This window comes from Acidimicrobiia bacterium (assembly GCA_012959995.1).
Lineage (GTDB): Bacteria > Actinomycetota > Acidimicrobiia > Acidimicrobiales > MedAcidi-G1 > MedAcidi-G2B.
Genome location: DUCC01000026.1, coordinates 200,729 through 220,614, shown reverse-complemented (window position 1 = coordinate 220,614; position 19,886 = coordinate 200,729). Strand labels below are relative to the sequence as shown.

Genomic DNA, 19,886 nt, shown 5'->3' with positions numbered 1-19,886 from the left:
CGAGTCCTCAGACCCCCATGAGACAAGCAAAAATCCAGCAAGCAGCAACAACGAGGCCATAAAAACTATTGACCGCTTACCCTTTAATGACATAATTTTTAATAGCATAATTTACTTCCCTTCATTCCATTCTTTATCACTATTTCCATCGAATGTCTGTCCCCCCAAGAACTGCGCCAACATAAGTGTGCGTATGCGAATTGGCTGCACTGTTTATCTGGGAAAGTGCCGTGTGAAGATTATTACTCGTTCCTGTGCAGGGTGGGCTTTGTGAACATGCCCCAATTTGGGTCATCACGCTAAAAAAAGTGATCTTCCCAGCTCTTCTACCTTGCAAGATCTCATTACCGTAGATATTGCCAGGCTTCGTTATCACACGGATCGGAAATGGAATGGTTGTTACACCACGTTCAAACCAGACCGATGGACCTCGGCGACGGCAGGAATGCCTTGGAATCACGTTACATCGCACGGTGAGTTATGGTGGCAATCTGGCTACTCAACAATCAGTCGGCGGGCAAAAGCTTTTGGAAGTTTCCATAGTGACTTCCTTTGGTGCAACCTTCAGGTGGGCCAAAATTTTTACCTCTACAACTACAATAAGACCTACCCAAACGGATCTCGCTATGGGCAGTTTACTCAATCCCGAACCTGTTCTTTAACCCATATGGCTACCTCCACTTGGACGAGCATAAGCCGTTACGGATAGGGAGTCATCTACACTTTTGGCGACATGAATCCTTTAAATAAATTACTGCTCTGGGCTTTTCTTTTTGCCCTCGTTTCTTCTTGCAGCAACAACACAGACTCACCAAGCGTGGTGGCCGTACTTTCTGAAATCCCAGCAGAAATCAGTCAATCCGTAGCGCTCCTTCTCCCTCAAGACCTCCCAGAAAACGAAAACCCCGTCGCTCTTGACCTTTACCAAATAACCAGCGCAGCCACCGTTGAAGGCCAAGAACTACCTCTAGGTGTTTTTGCGGTTCTTCAGACCCCAAGCAATACTGGGCAAACTGCCGTTGAAGCTACTGACCTAGGGGCAGTTGGCCCAGCAGGCCTCCAAGGCTACGGTGGCCTCAGCCTTAACAATATGAGAATAGTCGTGGTCAGTCGTGACCTATCAACTGACCAAAGGCAAGCGATTTACCGCAACCTTGGTTCAGTTGCCGAGCATCCATCCATTCAATTGCTAACCAGCCTCGCCGATAGTCCGGTCCCGGGAATCGGCTCTGCTCAAGTTCCCAACCAGACTGATGGCTTTGTTATCTCCTATGTTTCAGCCCCCTCCCAAGATCAAGACTGGCAGAAGTCGGTGGTAGTCGCCCGCTTTGAGGGCAACGCCCAACATATGCAAATACTCCAATGGTGGTTTGACGGAGCATCTGACCCTCTGGTCACCGAACCATCAATCCGGTTCACTGCCTCACTTCCCGCACTTTTTACCAACGAAGAACTAACCGTGCCCACTGCCACCTTGAATGTTTGGCTGGAATCAGACATAGTGACCATCGTGCGAGTCGTTGGTGTTGATTTAGCCACGGACCCTGACGGATGGCCAAAATTGAAAGCACCGGATCAGAAAGAATGGGAAGAACTTCTTCTTCTGCGACCCAATCTATAGAGAGGGCGCCAAGATCTCGCAAAAACCGCTACGTGCGCTCCAACAACTGCGGCAACAGTAGGTGGCCTTTTACGAGCGGGGCGTCGGCTACGCCGTTTTCGGTGAACACGCCCCCCGGGCCGTCGGTTCGGGAATCCGCCAGCAAATAAGGCACCGGGTCTGGGGTGTGGGTACGGGTAGTTAACGGCGTGGCATGGTCAGGCAACATCAGTAAACGCCACGGGCCCATCGCATCTAACCCAGGGATTAGCCCGGCCAAAATACGGGAATCCCAATCTTCCAGCGCTTGCACTTTGGCCGCTACATCACCGGCGTGGCCCGCCATATCGGTGGCCTCCACATGAACAATAAACAAGTCATGGCCATCGGCCAATTTTTCTAAAGCGATGTCTCGTTTGCCTTCGTAATCAGTGTCGCATTCGCCAGTAGCACCGTCAATGTCGTGTATTTCGACGCCGCTGAGCAACGCCACGCCACGCAACAAGTCCACCGCTGTTACTAAACCAGCCGAAATACCGTAAGTTTCGGGCAGGGAGTCCAACACCGGCATATGGCCTTGTCCCCAAAGCCACACTTGGGTGGCTTCAAGGTCTGAAGCAGCCAATACTTCTTTAGAGGCTTCCATGAGGGCAGCGATCTTACTGGCCGCCGGGCCGGTGGGTTCCACCACCGGGTCACCGGTCAGGTCATGCGGCGGCTCAATATAAGCATCGAGCCAACTCGCCGGGGTCACTACCGAATGGCGAAAACCAATACCAGTATGAAACGACACTTCGTCGGTTCCTAAAGCATCTTGCAAGGCTTCGATAACCACTGCGGCGGTTGCGGTTTCGGGGCTGCCTCCAGTGAAATCTCTCATGATGCCGTCGGGGACCGTCACTAGGTTGCAGCGAAAAGCAATCTGGTCTTCTCGCAGGGTAAGGCCAATAGCGGCCGCCTCAATGGGGGCCCGACCAGTGTGAAACTTTGACGGGTCGGCCCCAAAAATAGACATATTGCCCACGTCGCTGCCCGGAGCCATGCCTTCGGGGATCACCCCGGCACGGCCCACCACAGCCCGAGCGGCCAAGGCATCAAGGTGCGGGGTGTGCGCCACTTCTAAAGGGGTACGGCCGTTGAGTTCTGGCACCGGCAGGTCGGCGCAACCGTCGGGGATACAAATCACGTATTTCATGCGATTTTCTCCTCAACAAAGGCCTGCACGGTAGCGAGATCGTTGGGTAGCGATGAGCACCGCTCGGGGCGTTCAAATAGGTCAGCCAGGTGAGGCGGCAGCGGTGGGCGTTGCCCGGTGGCTGCCTCCACGGCGTCAGGAAACTTGGCCGGGTGAGCGGTAGCCAGCGCCACCATGGGAATTGAAGGGTCACGACGGCATTGCCGGGCCGCCAAAACCCCAACCGCACTATGGGGGTCGAGTACCACACCAGAGCGTTCGGCCTCTTCAGCAATGCAGCGCTGTACGGCATCATCGTCAAAGCAAGCACCCGACCATTGTTGGCCGAGGGCGGCCATAATCTCTGCATTGAGGCTGATGGTTCCTTCCGAGCGGAAACGGTGCAACAGGTCGGCTACCGCTCCCCCATCACGGCCCAACATTTCAAACAACAAGCGCTCCAAGTTTGATGACACTTGAATATCCATGCTGGGCGAACTGGTGGGCGTTACTTCACCCATGGTCATGGTGCCGGTAGTAAAAAACTGGGTCAAAATGTTGTTGGCGTTCGAGCCCACCACGAACTGCGGCACATTGAGGCCACCAAGGCGGGCCACTTGGCCAGCGAACACATTGCCAAAGTTGCCGGTAGGCACCGCAAAAGACACTGGGTTATGCCGGCCCCCCAGACGGTCGACGGCCACCACGTAATAAACCACTTGAGCCATTACTCGGGCCCAGTTAATGGAGTTCACGGCCGACAAACGCACCCGTTGACGAAACGCCGCATCGGCAAACATGGCTTTGACCATGTCTTGGCAGTCATCGAAAGACCCATCAATGGCCACGTTGTGCACGTTGGGGGCATCCACGGTGGTCATTTGACGACGCTGCACCTCAGAGACCCGGCCGGCGGGGTGCAAGATGATGATCTCGATGTTGCCTCGGTCACGGCAGGCTTCAATAGCCGCCGAACCAGTGTCGCCCGAGGTGGCGCCCACAATGGTTACTTTTTCGCCACGGCGGGTGAGTTCATGGTCAAAAAGGCGCCCCACCATTTGCAAAGCCACATCTTTAAAGGCCAGCGTGGGGCCATGAAACAACTCTAAAAGGTGCAGGCCGTCGCCCAAATCAACCAAAGGGGTGACTTCTTCGGTAGCGAAGGAGGCGTAGCTTTCGGCCACCATGGCAGCCAACTCGTCGGGCGTCATTGCATCACCAACAAAGGGAGCCATTACCTCAACGGCGGTAGCGCAGTAGTCACCGTTGCCGGCGGGGCCCAGTTGCGGCCAGGTTTCGGGCACATAAAGACCGCCATCGTCGGCCAAACCAGCCAACAAGGCATCGCCGAACTCCAGAACCGGGGCCGACCCCCGGGTGCTTACGTAGCGCACGTTATTCTCCTATTACCCGCAACACGCTGCCCACGCAGCGCACTGCGGCCAAGTTACTGAGGTCGTTAAGCGTGGCCTGTAAATCGGCTTCTCGGGTTTGGTGAGTGATAAAAGTCAGCCGGGCTTCGCTGCCTAAGCCTTCTTGTTCCATAGATTGGATAGACACCCCGTGTTGAGCAAAAACGTCAGCCACTTGTGACAGCACGCCGGGTTGGTCCTCAACTTCGAGGTTTAGGTAGAAGGCCGAACTCAAATCATCCAACGAGGCGATGTGGGCTTCTTGCAGGTCGCCAATACGTGCCCCGTGGCTGCGTTGATGATTACCGGCAGCATCAATCAGGTCGCCGAATACTGCTGATGCGGTGGGCCGGCCCCCGGCCCCCGGACCGTAGAACATGAGTTGCCCTATGGCGTCGCCCTCTACAAACACGGCGTTAAAGCTGCCATTTACCGCCGCCAGGGGGTGGCTTAGTGGCACTAATGCTGGGTGTACGCGAACCCCTATTTCTTGGTTACCCGCCGCATTAATACTGCGATCGGCTACCGCCAAAAGTTTTATGCAGTGCCCCAGCCGACTAGCAAAAGCAATATCTTCGGTGGTGATACCGGTGATGCCTTCGTGATGCACATCGGCCGACGACACCCGGGCGCCAAAAGCTAGGGTGGCGATGACCGCTACTTTGGCGCCCGCGTCGTAGCCCTCAACATCGGCGGTGGGGTCGGCTTCGGCGTAACCCAAGTCTTGAGCTTCGGCCAGAGCGTCCGCAAATGAAGCGCCGTCGTCGGTCATGCGGCTCAAAATAAAGTTAGTGGTGCCGTTAATGATGCCCATGACTCGGGTTACTGGCTCACCGGCCAGCGACTCTCGCAGAGGCCGCATAATGGGGATAGCTCCCGCCACGGCGGCTTCAAACAACAAGTCCACGCCAGCAGATTCAGCGGCCGCGTAAAGTTCGGGCCCGTGGGCGGCCAAGAGTTCTTTATTGGCGGTTATTACCGGTTGGCCAGCCGCCAACGAGTCAAGAATCATTTGCCGGGCTGGCTCCAAACCGCCCATCACCTCTACCACCACGTCAATGTTGGGGTTGGCCACCACAGCAGCCGGGTCGCTACTGAATGCTTCAGCGGACACCGGCACTTGGCGCTCTACCGTCAAGTCACGCACCACCACGGCTTCCACCGTGAGGTCAAGACCAGTGCGTCGAGCCACCACGTCGTGTTGTTCAACAATCAGATGCGCCAACGCAGCACCGACCGTGCCGCAGCCCAAAAGACCGACCTTTACTGAGGAAGATTCCATAGCCTTAACGCTAGCGGTTAGTGGTTGTTGGTGGGCAACCGTTTAACGCTCGCGCCGCACTAAATCGGCGAACGTCTCGCGGGCTACCACTTCGGTGGCTTGGCCGTCTTTAACAAAAACCACGGCGGGCCGCAATACTTGATTGTAGTTTGACCCCATGGAGTGACCGTAAGCGCCGGTTACCGGGGTGGCCAACACGTCGCCGACGGCCAGGTCGTCCGGCACCCAGCCTTCACGCACCAATAGGTCGCCCGACTCGCAGTGTTTACCCACTACCCGCACCGACTGCGAACGTTCTTGCCCAACCACTCGTGGCAAAAAGGTTTCGTAGCCCGAGCCGTACAAAACCGGGCGCGGGTTGTCGCTCATGCCGCCGTCTACCGCCACGTAAGTACGGAGGCCCGGGAGTTCTTTTATGGTGCCCACCCGGTACAAGGTGATAGCGGCCGCCGCGGCAATGGCTCGACCGGGTTCGGCGGTTACTTGGGCGGTCACCCCAGCAGCGGCGCAACCTGCTTGCACGACTTCACCCCATTGGGTAATGGTAGAGGCTTGGTCTTCTTCAAGGTAAGCCACCCCGAGGCCGCCACCGATAGAGAGGTCAGGCAAACCGAGGGGCGCTGAAAACTGGGCCATGATTTCTACGGTGCGGGCAAAGGACCCCACTTCGAAAACTTGGCTGCCGATGTGGCAATGCACGCCCATGAGTTCTACCGCTGGCGAAACCACAGCACGCTCTACGGCAACCGCAGCAAGGCCGGTAGACACCGTGAAACCAAATTTAGAGTCGTCTTGGCCGGTAGAAATAAACTCGTGGGTGTGGGCTTCGACCCCGGGGGTGATGCGCAGCAAGATTTTTGGGGTGGACCCGGTTTCAGCGTGCAGAGCTTCAAGGCGATCCAACTCATCGAATGAGTCGACCACAATGCGGCGCACCCCTTCGTCTATGGCCATGCGGAGTTCGAGTTCGCTTTTGTTGTTGCCGTGCATAATCAGTTTTTCGCCGGGAACTCCGGCGTGGCAAGCCATGTAGAGTTCTCCGCCGGTAGATACATCGACATGCATGCCTTCTTCAACCACTAAACGGGCCATGGCGCCGCAAAGAAACGCTTTAGAGGCATACGACACGCCGGGGCCAAAGGCCGCAACGGCTTCTCGGCAGCGGGCCCGCAAATGTTCTTCGTCGTAGACAAACAGCGGGGTGCCAAATTGGTCGGCCAAGTCGGTTAGGCGGCAACCGCCTACTGTGGCTTGACCGTCGGTGTCAATGGCCGCCGTGTCGGGCAACAGGCGTTGTTGGATGGGGCCGGCCATTAGTTTTGCTCCTCGGGGTTGTCTCGCCACATTTCTTGCGGAGCGCTCACTCCGAGAAGGTCCAGAGCCACCACCAAGCCAATACGAGTTGCTTCGGCCAGCCAGAGCCGGGCCACCGTGGTAGCAGGGTCTATGCCCTCACCCGTGAGGCGACAGTCGTGATAAAAACCGTGGAACAAAGCAGCGAAGTCGCGCACCCAAGTAGTTATTTGATGGGGGGCTTGGTCGTTGGCGGCCCGTAACACCGTGTCGGGCAGTTCATGCAAAGCCCGTAGCAGAGCGAGTTCTCGAGGGTGGCTAAGCAAGCTAAGGTCAGCATCGGTCAAAGTCAGTCGGTTGAAGCCTTCTTGGGCGGCCCGCTCCACCAAAGAGTGAATGCGGGCGTGAGCATATTGCACATAAAACACGGGGTTTTCATTTACTTGCCGAGCCACTAACTCCAAGTCAAAGGTTTGCGGCGAGTCGATGGTTAGCAACAGGTAGGTAAATCGGGTGGCGTCGGCGCCAACTTCGGCTACTACCTCTGCGAGTTCAACTATTTCACCGGTACGTTTTGAAAGCTTGACCTCTACACCATCGCGTTGCAGGTTGACCATTTGAGTTATGGCCACTTCAAGGTCGGCGGATTGATGGCCTAAAGCAGCCATGGCGGCGTGCATGCGGGGCACATAGCCGTGGTGATCGGCGCCCCACACGTTTACCAGCAGGTCAGCACGAGCAAACTTGTCGCGGTGGTAGGCCACGTCGGGCAGCAGGTAGGTGAATTGGCCGTCTGATTTAACCAGCACTCGGTCTTTGTCGTCGCCCCAGTTGGTGGACCGCAGCCAAGTAGCTCCGTCATCTTCAAACGACGCTTCGGCCACGGCGAGGTCTTTAAGGGTGGCGTTAATAGCGCCAGAGTCAATCATGGAGCGTTCCGAAAACCAAGTGTCAAAGTGAATGTCAAGGTCTTCGAGCACAGCACGGTGAGCGGCCAGAGCTCGGGCGTAACCCCAAGCAAAAGGGTCAGCATCGGCCAGCATTTCGGCCGCCCAATCAATAATGTATTGACCGTGATAGCCGCCTTCGGGCACCGGTTGATCCGCCGCTCGAGCGGCTAACGATGCGGCATAAAGCTGCATTTGTGTGCCTCGATCGTTGATGTAGAACTCACGCTCCACGGTGTAACCGCAGCGTTCATAGAGGCGAGCCACCGAGTCGCCGTAGCAAGCGCCTCGACCATGGCCAGCGTGCAAAGGCCCAGTGGGGTTAGCGCTCACAAACTCCACGATTACTTTGGTGTCTGCGCCGTTGGTGTGGCGAGCCCAATCGGTTTCCCCTGCGGTCACTACTTGGGTTAACACCTCGTGGAGCCAAGTGTCGGCTAGGCGAAAGTTTACAAAACCTGGGCCGGCGATTTCTACACCAGATACATGAGTTGGCGGGTTGGCTTGGAGGGCTTCGGCCAACTCAGCGGCCAACTCACGGGGGTTGCGGCCAGCATTTTTAGCGGTAGCTAAGGCCACATTAGTTGACCAATCACCATGGTCGGGGTTAGCGGGGCGCTCAATTTGGATGCTGGTCGGCAGAGGATCAACCCCCAGCGCCACTAAAGCATCCTGGATGGCTTCGATAAGACTTTGGCGTACATCCATAGCGGGTTCCCGAAGATTAAAAGCGACCGGTTAGTCACCTCTGCGATGCTACCGCCTGGCCTTTACCAGGCCGGGTCTATTTTCTCTTTTCCTTCGCAAAGCACAACCCGTTTTAAACGCACCCCTAGCTACACCGGATAAAATCTTGGCTTGAGTTTCCTAAAGCGAACCAGTAGCCCTCTTTTGGCTGCCGCGTTGCTTGGGTCCTGTAGTGGCGGACCGTGCCCAACTTTTAGCGACCAATCGCTCGCTGCGCCCCCACCACTTCTCTCGCCACTCCCACTACCAGTCCACAAACGCCTACTGGCCTGCTACACCCAGCATCAAAACTATTCAGCCTCGGTAGTAACTGCCGTACCGTAAGCCAGTAACTCGGCCGCTCCACCCACCACCTGAGAGGTAGTCAAGCGAAGGTTCACAATGGCATCGGCGCCCATTTCGGCTGCTTGAGTCTCCATGCGAGCCATGGCTTGGGCTCGGGCATCTACCAACATGTCGGAGTAGCTTTTCAACTCGCCACCCACCAAAGACTTCAAACTGGCCCCAATGTCTTTGCCCACATTTTTGGTACGGACGGTTGAACCCATAGCAACCCCACAGAGGCCGGTGGTGCGTCGCCCGGGGATGGAATCAGTCGTAGAAATATACATTATGCACGCTCTCCTTTGAACGAAGCGGTACCAAACGGACCCAACTTGGACTCCCCGGAAATCACATCGCCCTCCACGGTGGCCGTTGACTCAATGGTCATCGGCATCGGCGAAGTCATGTTGACCGTCCAGGAATAAACCCCGTCACCGACCACACCGTTTTCCATGTCAATAGACCCCTGGGGCCCCGACATTGAACCAGTCAACACGTCACCGTCGGTAGCGAAAGTCAGCGTGCCCGACTGAGCACCCATCGGTGTTTGCAAAATCACATTCCAAGTTCCATCAAGACTCATTTTTACTCCTCAGTAGATGTGGGTACAGCCTACTCTAGATGTGAGTGGAGCTTACTCTCCCCTCGACGACCCCTCCCCACCCAATCTTTTCAGCCACCGACCTGCGCACCTTTAGTGAGCCGCCAAACGAGCGTCGCGGCGCACCACAAGAACTAAGACCGCTATCACCACCACCATGCCCAACCCTTGCACCGGGGTCACTTTTTGGTCTACCGCCAGCCACGCCCCCAAACCAGAAACCACCGGAATAGACAACGTCAACAAGCCAGCAAGCGACAACGACACATGCAAATGCGCCCAATTCATTAAAAAGTGGCCCGTGCCCGGCACCATCAACAAAGCAAACAGAAACAGCCAATTACCCCACGAAGGAAACGGCACCGCCAAAGTACCCGCATCAATAGCTGCCAAAGGAAACACCGTGGCCGCCCCAATAGCCATAGACACCGTCTGCAACGTCAACGTGTCAACCCGACCCCGCACGTTTTTAACAAACACAAAATACGCAGAAAACAAAAACATGGCCACCAAAGCTAAAAAATCGCCCCAGGGGCTCCACACCATCTCGCTCGACGCCCCCAAAATAACCAAAGCCACCCCGCCCAAAGCCACCAACGAAGCACCAAACAACCAACCTGTGATCTGCTCTTGAAAACGACGAGAAGCCACTGCCAACAAAACAATGGGCTGCAAAGTACCGATAATGGTGGCGTTGGCCACCGTCGTGTTTTGCAAAGCGGTAAAGAAAATAGCGATCTCTAAACCAATGGTCATGGCCGGCAGCGCCACCAAACGTACCGTGGCCCAAGTAACCCTTCGGCCCGTAGCCGCCATCACCACGCCATAGACCACCGCCCCCAGCAGCAAGCGCCAAAAAGCAATCTGCATACCCGGCAAATCAAACGAAGCCACCATGACATTGCCGGCCGCCCAAAACACCACCGCCACACTGGCCGCTAACCGGCCAGAATTAGCGTGCAAAAAACTTGTTCTCTCCATGGAGGCATAACGCTAGAGGCACGGCACACTCAAACCCATGCGGAAACTACGACTCGGCATTGACCTCGACGGCGTTGTTGCCGATTTCAACCAAGGGTGGGTCGATTGCTACAACCGCGACTTCAACACCGCGCTGCACCCCGACGACATTGTGGAATGGGATGCCCCGCTTTTCTTGACCGATTTTGACCATATGGACATGTTTTGGGACTGGGCTCGCGACTGTGGCGACGGTAACTCGCTGTTCCGGGTGCTTCCTACCTACCCCGGTGCGGTCGAAACGCTGCACCGACTCGCCGAAGAACACCACATAATCATCGTCACCACCAAACCCGATTTTGCCATCGACGACACCTACGCCTGGCTCGACCAACACGAGGTACCCGCCGCCGAAGTACACATCGTGGATGACAAAACCACCGTGGAAATTGATGTGTTACTCGACGACGCCGACCACAACCTCCAAGCAGTAACCACCCACCGACCCGATGTTCGAGTCTGCCGCTACATACGCCCCTGGAACAGCCCCACCCCCGGCGCTCACGACATCGAAACCTGGGCCGAATTCGAAACCTACGTAAACGCCCTCCCAATCTCGCCCACCGCTTGACAACGCGCTAAGGTCAATTTTCCAACCAATTATGAGGAGCATCAACATGTTACGTACCCGTTCGCTGTGGCTAGTCGCCACCGCACTTACCCTGAGCCTGGTGGCTTCATCTTGTGGCGACGATGCCCAAGACGCTGCCCCCGCTACCACCGCGGCACCTACCACCGCGGCCCCCGCTACCACCGCGGCACCTACCACCGCGGCCCCCGCTACCACCGCGGCACCTACCACCGCGGCCCCCGACGAAGGCAATGGATGGCCCGACAAAATAACCTTCGGTTTTGTTCCCAGCCAAGAACAAGACACGCTCCAAGACGACATTCAGCCGTTTATTGACGTTCTTGAAAGCGCCCTCGGAATAGACGTTGAAGGCATCGTAACCACCGACTACACCGGGTTAGTAACCGCCATGGGAACCGGCCAAGCCGACCTTGGCGCCTTTGGTCCCTTCGGCTACACCTTGGCCCAAGACAACTTCGGCAACTTAGAGCCGCTGATTCAATCAGTGCGTTACGGCGCCGCCACCTACCACGGCCAATGGTTCACCAACGACCCGTCAATCTGTGACGAAACCCCTGTACCGGCAACGGCGTTAGAAAACTCCGCCGACGGCATCGTTCAAGTAGGCGCCCTCGACGCCGTGGCCCTACAGGTAGGCGTGTACTTCGGTGACAGCGGCAAAGCCCTCGGCGAAACTGTTGATGCAGGCGATGTCTCCCCCGGGAGTTCCTGCACCGCATCGCTTGAATCGATTGCTGGCAAAACAGTGGCCTTCACCTCAGAAAGCTCCACCTCGGGCTACTTGTTCCCCGCCTTGCAACTCATCAACGCCGGCGTAGACCCAGCCAGCGACATCACCCCCATCTTCACCGGTGGGCACGATGCAGCCGTAGTGGCCGTCTACAACGGTGATGCAGACATCGGCATCTCTTTCGACGACGCTCGACGCACCATGCGTAAAGAAAACATTGACGTTGGTGAAAAGGTGATCGTGTTTAACATCACCGCAGAAATCCCCAACGACGTGGTGGCGGTAAGCGCTGACCTGCCTAATGACCTAAAAGAAGCCATCTACTCCGCAATTGAAGAGTATTTGGCCACCGACGAGGGTGAAGCAATGTTTGACGAAATCTACGGCTGGACTGATATTCGTCGTGCCACCGAATCAGATTTCGACGTCGTGCGCGAAGCAGCAGCAGCCCTCGGCATCTCTGACCCTCCCGGTTGATGACCTTCCGACACCAAAGAAAAGTAGGTAGCGTATGATTCGTTTCAACAATGTCTCGGTGACCTACCGCGGCGGCGTAAAAGCGCTTCGCAACCTTGACCTGAACATCGACGACGGCGAATTTGTGGTCATTGTCGGGTTATCTGGTGCCGGAAAGTCCACCCTATTGCGGGCCCTCAACGGCCTCGTCCCCGCCACGGAAGGATCAATCACCGTGGACGGAGTCGAGGTCGTGGGGGCCTCCGCAGCAACCCTGCGCCAAGTCCGATCAAACATCGGCATGATCTTTCAAACCTTCAACCTGGTTAACCGCACCACCGTATTGAACAACGTGCTTATGGGGAGGCTGTCTGCCGTGCCCTCATGGCGCTCAACTTTCGGTTTTTGGCCCGCCCAAGAACGCGAAAAAGCCATGCAATCTCTCGAACGAGTAGGCATCGTAGAAAAAGCTTACGTACGGGCCTCTGACCTCTCTGGAGGGCAGCAACAACGCGTCGGCATCGCCCGAGCACTTGCCCAAGAACCTACGGTCATGCTGGCCGACGAACCCGTAGCCGCCTTAGATCCCGTCACCAGTCGCCAAGTCATGGGCGACCTGCAGCGCATCAATCAAGACCTCGGTATCACCACCCTCATCAACCTTCACTTTTTAGACCTCGCCCGAGAATACGGGCAGCGCCTCATCGGTTTACGCGAAGGGCAACTGGTGTTTGACGGCAACATCGCTGACGTTACCGACGAAACTTTTCAAGAAATCTACGGCCGCTCCATTGCCGACACTGACCTGTTGGCCCTGAAATCAACAGAGTGACCACACCCGAAGATGGGCGGCCCACTCGCCCCCGCCTTAAACTCCGCACGTTTCTTACCGCTGGGTTAGTACTTCTTTTCACCATTTATTCGGGGCGACAAGTGGGCTTTACCATCTCTACTTTTTGGGAGGTATGGAGTAATCCACTTTGGGAAAAGTTTTGGCCGGTGCCATGGGAATGGGTATTTGATCGTAGCAATGTGATTGACCCGCTCATCGAGACCTTTCAAATCGCCATAATTTCAACCCTGATTGGCTGCGGGCTAGCGCTCCCCCTTTCTTTCATCATCTCGCCGCTTACCACCCCAAATAAACCCACCTATCTGGTAGCCAAAGGCATCATGAATGTAGTGCGGGCCGTCCCTGACTTGTTTTGGGCAAAACTTCTCGTTACCGCAGTAGGCATTGGCGCATTCGCTGGGTCGTGGGCGCTCTCAATTTTCTCACTCGCCGTAATGGTCAAACTTTTTTCAGAAACCGTCGACAGCGCCGACCCCCGCCCCCTAGAAGCCGCCCGAGCCGCCGGAGGCCGACACACCCCTGCGGTACGCACCGGAGTGCTCCCCACCGTGTTCCCGTCTTATGTGGCCTACTCGCTCTACGTGTTTGAGCTAAATATTCGCGCCTCCATCGTGTTGGGGTTAGTCGGTGCAGGCGGCATCGGTCGAGTGGTAGAAGCTCAACGGCAATACTTTCGCTTTGACCGGGTGTTGGGGATATTGCTCATCATCTTCGTCATCGTGATTGTCATTGAACAAATAAGCGTGGCTTTAAGAAAGCGTTTGGTCTGACATGCCAGTCGCCGCCCCACCTCGCCCTCGTACTGCAGGCCGCAACTGGATTATTGCTTTTATTTTCGTGGCCGGGGCTACCTGGTCAATAGCTGGCCTTGACGTCACCCTGGCCCGGCTGCTCGGCGCTCCAGCGGATGCTTGGAATATTTTGCACCGCATGTTTCCACCTGCTTTCAACGAGGTCTACCAACGCGGCGTAGTGGGCAAAGTATTTGAATCGGTTTACATCGCTTGGATCGGCACCATCATCGGGGCCGTCGTTTCACTACCCTTCGCTTTTTTAGCCGCCACCAACGTCAGCCCCCGCTGGATACGCACTCCTATACGACAAATATTTAATGCCGTACGGGCCGTCCCCGAACTTATTTTGGCCGTCATTCTTATCCCCATTACCGGCCTCGGGCCATGGGCCGGTGCGCTGGCTATCGGCATCCACTCCGTCGGCACCTTAGGCAAATGGGCCTGCGAAGCAATCGAAAACAGCGACCACGGCCCCGTCGAAGCAGTTGAAGCTTGCGGCGGCGTATGGGTTTCGGGCATGCGGTGGGGAGTACTGCCCCAAGTAATGCCCGTCATAACCTCGTACTGGCTTTTCCGTTTTGAAATTAACGTTCGCGCCTCCGCCGTCTTAGGGATGATCGGAGCCGGCGGAGTAGGCGCCGAACTGGTCTCTCAACTTGTTTTCCGAAACTTCCCGGCCGTCGGCGCAGTACTGGCCATCACCGTGGCCGTAGTGCTCAGCATCGACGCACTCTCTGCTTTTGTGCGCCGACGCATCATCACCGGTGGCGGCCCCACCAAAAACCGGAACCAAGAAGCCACCGCCGACCTCACCGGCTTAAAGCACTAAGCCCCTATCTGCCAGAAAACCTCCCTAACCTGAAGCCATGATCATTGGCATAGACGTCGGCGGCACGAACGCTCGAGCGCTCCTCATCGACCCAGACTCCGGCCAGATAAAAGACCGCTGCCAAACCCTCAGCGTCGGAACCGGCCCCGAGTTAGTCACTGCCTTGACCGGCTTGATCAACCAATTACGAACCAGCGAAACCACCGCCGTAGGCCTCGCCATCGCCGGGTTAGTAAACCGCACCGGAACCGTGCACTACTCCCCCCACCTGCCCGGGCTTTTGGACTACCCCATCGGCCCCGAACTGCAAAAAGACTGCGGCCTCCCGGTAGCGGTCAGCAACGATGCCACTGCCGGAACCTGGGCCGAAGCCCGCCTCGGCGCCGGCCAACACTGCGACAACTTTGCTTTCGTCGCCCTAGGCACCGGCATCGGTGCTGGCTTCGTTCTCAACGGACAACTGGTACTTGGCGCCCACGGGTTTGCCGGAGAAGCCGGACACATGACCATCAACGCCCAAGGCCCCACCCACGTCACCGGCCAACCCGGGCCTTGGGAATACTTCGCCTCCGGTAACGCCCTCGGCCGACTTGGCCAAGAAGCCGCCGCCGCCGGAAACTTCGCCCACGGGTTAGCCGCCGCCGGCTCAGCCCAAGCCATCACCGGCCAACATGTTTCAACCGCCGTAGCCGCCCGCGACCCACAAGCCTTAGAAATCTTTGACCACTACTGTCAAGAAATTGCTCGAGGTGCCGCCAGCCTGGCCACCCTGCTGGACTTAGAACGCATCGTCTTAGGCGGCGGGCTCGCAGCCATTGGCGAACCCCTACGCAGTAGCGTGGCTGATCGGCTTCCCACCATGTTATTCGGGGCCTTCCACCGTCCAGAAGTAGAAGTTTGCTTAGCCCAACAAGGCCCCGACGCCGGAGCGCTCGGTGCCGCACTTATCGCCCAAAACCAAGACGCCTCCAAGAAAGACCCCCAATGATTACCGACGAAAAATACGCTCGCCTCACCACCTACACCCGTAGCGGCGAAGCCAAAACCTTGCCCATATGGCTCGCCGACCTCGGCGACGGCACCTGCGGATTCACCACATGGTCAGGATCATGGAAAGCCAAACGCCTTACCAACGACCCCCGTGTCGAACTGCAAGCAAGCGACACCCGTGGCCACATAAACGAAGGTTCAGAACCACTCACCGGCACCGCAATCATTGCCTACGACGCTGACTTTGTTCGCGTACGCAAAGCCATTCAAGCCAAATACGGGTTCGAAGTCACATTGATTCGCCTACTGGTCTGGTTAAAAACACTCTTTGGAGGCGGCGGGCCTTCCGACTGCGCCATCATCATCACCCTGCAGGACTAATCATTCCTCCCTCCCTCGCCTCTGGATGGCTGGCTCAGCCCTCGCCGCCCTAACCCTCGCTGGCCTCTTCATCAGCCAAGAAAGCAGCTTGGTACTGCTATTGCTTGGCATCATGGCACTACAAGAATGCAGAACTAAAAACCCTTCCCGTAGTGAAAGTAGTCATAAGAACTTTGGCGCCAAAAAGCAGCAAACAGTCAGCACCCGAAACCGGTAGTCTTACCCCGTTCAGCCTCTGTAGCTCAGTGGATAGAGCATCGGCTTCCGGAGCCGTGAGCGCAGGTTCGAGTCCTGCCAGGGGCGCTACAAATCATCAGCAAAAAGAGCAGCACAAAACGTTAAGTCGGCGGCATGCGACTAGGTTTACCCCATGGCAGCAACCAAAAAGAAGTGGACCTTCCAATGGAAGGAACTCTACGACGAGGTCATCACCTCCGGTCTTTGCACCGGCTGTGCGGGCTGCGTCATTGCCTGCCCCCACGACGTAATCGGCTACAAACACGCCCCCGGCCAATACAAACCCTTTCACCTTGAAGGCGAACTCGGTTTAGACGACTGTGGCCACGGGCAAAAAGGCTGCACCTCCTGCACCCGAGCCTGCCCCCGGTTCCGCGACTGGGAAGCCGAAGCCGACCAGCACCTCTTCGCACGAACCCGCCAACCCGACGAACTCTCCGGCATCTACAAAGACATTTTGCTTACCCGAGCCTCCGACAAAACAGTGCACCAAATGGGGCAAGACGGCGGGCTGGTTTCCGCCATTTTGATTTGGTGCCTCGAAAACAACATCATCGACGGCGCCCTGACCTCACACCTCGAAGCCCCCGCCGAAGACGGGGTCACCAGTTGGAAAGCCATCCCCGCTTTAGCCACCGACCGAGCCGGCGTGCTCGCCGGAGCAGGCAGCCGCTACACCTATTCGGCCAACACCCTGGCCATAAAAAAAGCCAAAGAACAAGACCTCGAATCTTTAGCCCTGGTAGGCATGAGTTGCCAAACCTCCATCGGCCCCGTCATGTGGCATCGCAAAGTCGGCAAAGCCGGAAAACCCATCAAGCTCAACATCGGCCTGCTGTGCTCCAAATCATTCGACGACTCAATATTTGAAGAACTCTTCGAAGCCAAATACGGGCTCGCCAAAGCCGACATGACCAAAATGAACATCAAAGGGGTGTTCCAAATTTGGATGCGTAACGGCGACTACCACGAAATAAATCTCAAAGAATGCCACGCCTGGACCAGAGAAGGCTGCCACCACTGCCCCGACTTCGCCGCCGAACACGCCGACATCTCCACCGGAGGCATCGGCGAAAACAAAGACTGGACACTAACCATCGTGCGCACCGAACTGGGCCGGCAAATCATCATGAAAATGCTGGAAGAAGGCGTCATCGAAGGTCGGCCCGGCGACAGCGACCCTGGAGCCATTGCCCTGATGAACAAACTGGCGGCCAAAAGTCGAGCCCGCTGGCCCGATTGGGCCAACAAAAGTGCCCGCCAAGGCATCGAAGTAAAAGCCGGTTAGTTAAAAACGACCGCTGAGAACTCGACTACTGGCAAGAAGCCACTGCATCGGTGTACCAACTAAACCCATCGGCTAAACCCGTTTCGCTAAGTTCGCCGGCGTTCTCACGAATGTGATTATCCAACGCTTTGAAATCTTCATAAGTAACCGCATCTTGAATGCCTTGCAAAATGCAGCCGCACATTGCTTCACCTTGCGCCGAAGACAAGTCAGGGTTGGCCTCAACACAAGATTCAACAAAGTTGCGTTCCGCCAAAGCATCTTGTTCGTCCCACCCATTAGGGGTAGACGAATTAGCGCAACCGGCTAACAACATGAAGGCCGCCAAAAGAGCAACCAGACGAGAGGTACGAGAGTTCTTCACAACCGGTGAGGTTATCGTCTGAAACCGAATCAGCGTTGGCTAGCCAAAACCTTGGCCCGTTCCAACACCTCATCAAACATGGGTTCGGTCAAACGGCCCGTAAAAGTATTCTGCTGACTCACATGGTACGAACACAAAATAGTGCGTCCATCTGGCAACAAAGCCTCCACCCCATGGCCAAACTTGGGCCGAGGCGACAAACCAAACTCTTGCGCCGTGGCCTGATAACCAATCTGGCCCAACACCACCACCACCCGCACCTCGCTCAACGCCGCCACCTCACGTTCAAAAAACGGTCGGCAAGCAGACCGCTCGTCCGGCGTAGGTTTATTGGCCGGCGGCGCACATTTAACTGGCGCCGTCACAAAAACATCAGTCAAAGCCAAACCATCACCCCGGTGGGTGGCTTCCGGTTGGTTCGCCAAACCCACCCGATGCAAAGCAGCAAAAAGAAAATCCCCCGACCGGTCACCAGTAAAAACCCGACCCGTGCGATTGGCCCCATGAGCCGCCGGAGCCAACCCCACCACCAAAATACTGGCTAGCGGATCACCAAACCCCGGTACCCCTTTACCCCAATAATCTTGGTCCCGGTAAGCTGCCCGTTTTTCTAAAGCAATTTGTTCACGCCACGCCACCAGACGCGGACAAGCCCGGCAACCCACCACTTCGTCATGAATCACCTTCAGCGTTCTCGTAGCATCCATCCCGGCAGGGTAGATTAAATAACCCATGGCCTCCACCTTTACCCAACCAACCCTGGTGCTTTACGTTCGCCACGGACGCACCCCCACCACCGGCACCACCCTGCCCGGCCGAGCCCCCGGACTGCACCTCGCCGCCGAAGGAACCGCCCAAGCCGAAACAGCAGCCCAACACCTGGCCGGCCTCGCCACCAGCAAATCCAAAAAAGCAGTAGCCGCCGTTTACGCCTCGCCCATGGAACGCACCCAAGAAACCGCCGCCCCCATTGCTCGAGCCCTCAAACTACGAGTACGCAAAGCACCCGGCCTCAACGAATGCGACTTCGGCAAATGGACCGGCCGGCGCTTAAAAGAACTCTTTCGCCTCAAAGCCTGGGCCACCGTGCAACGCCAACCCAGCGTGTTTCGCTTTCCGGACGGCGAATCTTTCGCCGAAATGCAAGCCCGCATAACCGGCCAAGTAGCCGACTTAGTGGCCCAACACCCCGGCCAAACCATTGTTTGTGTCTCTCATGCCGACCCCATCAAAGCCGCCCTAGCCGCCGCCTTAGGCACCCCCCTCGACCTCTTTCAACGCATCGTGGTAGGGCCCTGCTCGGTAAGCGCTGTGCTTTACACCGCCGAAAAACCCGTAGTGCTCACCATCAACAACTCCGGGCCACTCACCGGGTTAAACCTCTCATGAACCGGCCAGAAATCAACTGGGACGACACCGACGTCTTCGCCACCGGCACCACCGGGCCCTCAGGGAGACGAGTTTTTTACCTCCAAGCCCAACGAGCAAGCGACCTCGTTTCGCTCAAACTGGAAAAACAACAAGTGGCCGGTCTCGCCGAATTTTTAAACCGCATGCTCGACGACCTGCCGCCCGCTGAACAACCCGAAACCGACCCCACGAGCCTTGCTGCCTCGTTTACCGAACCCGGCGAACCCGCTTGGGTCATCGGCAGCCTGGGCGTCACCTACCAACAAAGCACCGATCGTCTCGTACTTTTTGTCGAAGAACTCATACGAGACGAAGACACCGAACCCGCCCAAGCACGCTTTCCCCTAAGCCGCCACCAAGTCGTAGCATTTGTTGAACAAGCACGGCAATTAGTCTCTGAAGGCCGACCTCCCTGCCCCCTTTGTCACGAACCGTTAGAAGCCACCAACGACGGTTGGTGCCCCTGTGCCAACTGAGCAAACCAGTTACCCCACAGAACCAGAAAGCCCGTTTCGGCCCCGGGCGCCTTTAGAAGATGACCGGGCGCTCAACGCCCTCACCC

The 19,886-nt window shown here is 56.7% G+C and carries 21 protein-coding genes and 1 tRNA gene; 12 read left to right on the top strand and 10 right to left on the bottom strand.

What is annotated here, in order from left to right:
• Window positions 1-733: 733 nt before the first annotated feature.
• Entirely contained in the window at window positions 734-1,621 is an 888-nt protein-coding gene (locus EYQ49_08010) for a hypothetical protein (GenBank protein ID HIG25816.1), read from the top strand.
• Between the two features lie 28 nt (window positions 1,622-1,649).
• Here EYQ49_08010 and EYQ49_08005 read toward each other — a convergent pair whose 3' ends face one another.
• From EYQ49_08005 to EYQ49_07970, 8 genes are all read right to left on the bottom strand, one after another.
• Complete coding sequence (locus tag EYQ49_08005; GenBank protein HIG25815.1) at window positions 1,650-2,795, bottom strand: phosphoglycerate mutase; 1,146 nt, start codon at window positions 2,793-2,795, stop codon at window positions 1,650-1,652.
• Entirely contained in the window at window positions 2,792-4,168 is a 1,377-nt protein-coding gene (locus tag EYQ49_08000) for a threonine synthase (GenBank protein ID HIG25814.1), read from the bottom strand. Before EYQ49_08000 ends, EYQ49_08005 begins: the two co-directional genes overlap by 4 nt.
• Window position 4,169: 1 nt before the next feature.
• Entirely contained in the window at window positions 4,170-5,468 is a 1,299-nt protein-coding gene (locus EYQ49_07995) for a homoserine dehydrogenase (GenBank protein HIG25813.1), read from the bottom strand.
• Between the two features lie 42 nt (window positions 5,469-5,510).
• Window positions 5,511-6,782, bottom strand: a complete 1,272-nt coding sequence (lysA, locus tag EYQ49_07990) for a diaminopimelate decarboxylase (protein HIG25812.1) — start codon at window positions 6,780-6,782, stop codon at window positions 5,511-5,513.
• Window positions 6,782-8,416 carry an arginine--tRNA ligase gene (locus EYQ49_07985; GenBank protein HIG25811.1) on the bottom strand — a complete coding sequence of 545 codons (1,635 nt, stop codon included), beginning with the start codon at window positions 8,414-8,416 and terminating at the stop codon, window positions 6,782-6,784. The genes lysA and EYQ49_07985 overlap by 1 nt, the downstream gene beginning before the upstream one ends.
• Window positions 8,417-8,745: 329 nt before the next feature.
• The gene (locus EYQ49_07980; GenBank protein HIG25810.1) at window positions 8,746-9,066 is read right to left on the bottom strand and encodes a YbjQ family protein; all 321 of its coding nucleotides are present in this window, start codon (window positions 9,064-9,066) and stop codon (window positions 8,746-8,748) included.
• Window positions 9,066-9,362: a hypothetical protein gene (locus EYQ49_07975; protein ID HIG25809.1), complete on the bottom strand. Its 297-nt coding sequence runs from the start codon at window positions 9,360-9,362 to the stop codon at window positions 9,066-9,068. The genes EYQ49_07980 and EYQ49_07975 overlap by 1 nt, the downstream gene beginning before the upstream one ends.
• A 111-nt stretch (window positions 9,363-9,473) precedes the next feature.
• Entirely contained in the window at window positions 9,474-10,361 is an 888-nt protein-coding gene (locus tag EYQ49_07970) for a DMT family transporter (protein ID HIG25808.1), read from the bottom strand.
• A gap of 37 nt (window positions 10,362-10,398) precedes the next feature.
• On the opposite strand from EYQ49_07970, the gene EYQ49_07965 reads away from it, so the two are divergent.
• The 9 genes from EYQ49_07965 to EYQ49_07925 all read left to right on the top strand — a co-directional run bounded on the left by EYQ49_07965 (window position 10,399) and on the right by EYQ49_07925 (window position 17,550).
• Window positions 10,399-10,971, top strand: a complete 573-nt coding sequence (locus EYQ49_07965) for a hypothetical protein (GenBank protein ID HIG25807.1) — start codon at window positions 10,399-10,401, stop codon at window positions 10,969-10,971.
• A gap of 46 nt (window positions 10,972-11,017) precedes the next feature.
• Entirely contained in the window at window positions 11,018-12,199 is a 1,182-nt protein-coding gene (locus EYQ49_07960) for a phosphate/phosphite/phosphonate ABC transporter substrate-binding protein (protein ID HIG25806.1), read from the top strand.
• A 34-nt stretch (window positions 12,200-12,233) separates the two neighbouring features.
• Window positions 12,234-13,010 (top strand): phosphonate ABC transporter ATP-binding protein, encoded by a 777-nt coding sequence (phnC, locus tag EYQ49_07955; protein ID HIG25805.1) that lies wholly within the window; start codon window positions 12,234-12,236, stop codon window positions 13,008-13,010.
• Complete coding sequence (gene phnE, locus EYQ49_07950) at window positions 12,998-13,801, top strand: phosphonate ABC transporter, permease protein PhnE (protein HIG25804.1); 804 nt, start codon at window positions 12,998-13,000, stop codon at window positions 13,799-13,801. Before phnC ends, phnE (EYQ49_07950) begins: the two co-directional genes overlap by 13 nt.
• Before the next feature lies 1 nt (window position 13,802).
• Window positions 13,803-14,654, top strand: a complete 852-nt coding sequence (gene phnE, locus EYQ49_07945; GenBank protein ID HIG25803.1) for a phosphonate ABC transporter, permease protein PhnE — start codon at window positions 13,803-13,805, stop codon at window positions 14,652-14,654.
• 37 nt (window positions 14,655-14,691) lie between these two features.
• The gene (locus EYQ49_07940; protein HIG25802.1) at window positions 14,692-15,642 is read left to right on the top strand and encodes an ROK family protein; all 951 of its coding nucleotides are present in this window, start codon (window positions 14,692-14,694) and stop codon (window positions 15,640-15,642) included.
• The gene (locus EYQ49_07935) at window positions 15,639-16,025 is read left to right on the top strand and encodes a PPOX class F420-dependent oxidoreductase (GenBank protein ID HIG25801.1); all 387 of its coding nucleotides are present in this window, start codon (window positions 15,639-15,641) and stop codon (window positions 16,023-16,025) included. The genes EYQ49_07940 and EYQ49_07935 overlap by 4 nt, the downstream gene beginning before the upstream one ends.
• Window positions 16,026-16,256: 231 nt before the next feature.
• Window positions 16,257-16,331: transfer RNA gene (locus EYQ49_07930), tRNA-Arg, on the top strand.
• A gap of 64 nt (window positions 16,332-16,395) precedes the next feature.
• Window positions 16,396-17,550, top strand: a complete 1,155-nt coding sequence (locus EYQ49_07925) for an oxidoreductase (GenBank protein HIG25800.1) — start codon at window positions 16,396-16,398, stop codon at window positions 17,548-17,550.
• Window positions 17,551-17,575: 25 nt separating this feature from the next.
• Here the strand turns inward: EYQ49_07925 and EYQ49_07920 are convergent, their stop codons facing one another.
• Window positions 17,576-17,914 carry a hypothetical protein gene (locus EYQ49_07920; protein ID HIG25799.1) on the bottom strand — a complete coding sequence of 113 codons (339 nt, stop codon included), beginning with the start codon at window positions 17,912-17,914 and terminating at the stop codon, window positions 17,576-17,578.
• A 29-nt stretch (window positions 17,915-17,943) separates the two neighbouring features.
• Window positions 17,944-18,621, bottom strand: coding sequence for a uracil-DNA glycosylase (locus tag EYQ49_07915; GenBank protein ID HIG25798.1), 678 nt, complete (start codon window positions 18,619-18,621; stop codon window positions 17,944-17,946).
• Window positions 18,622-18,646: 25 nt separating this feature from the next.
• Between EYQ49_07915 and EYQ49_07910 the strand changes: the two genes are divergently transcribed.
• Together EYQ49_07910 and EYQ49_07905 are read left to right on the top strand one after the other, a co-directional pair.
• The gene (locus tag EYQ49_07910; protein HIG25797.1) at window positions 18,647-19,303 is read left to right on the top strand and encodes a phosphoglycerate mutase; all 657 of its coding nucleotides are present in this window, start codon (window positions 18,647-18,649) and stop codon (window positions 19,301-19,303) included.
• Entirely contained in the window at window positions 19,300-19,800 is a 501-nt protein-coding gene (locus EYQ49_07905; GenBank protein ID HIG25796.1) for a DUF3090 family protein, read from the top strand. The genes EYQ49_07910 and EYQ49_07905 overlap by 4 nt, the downstream gene beginning before the upstream one ends.
• Window positions 19,801-19,886 lie beyond the last annotated feature (86 nt).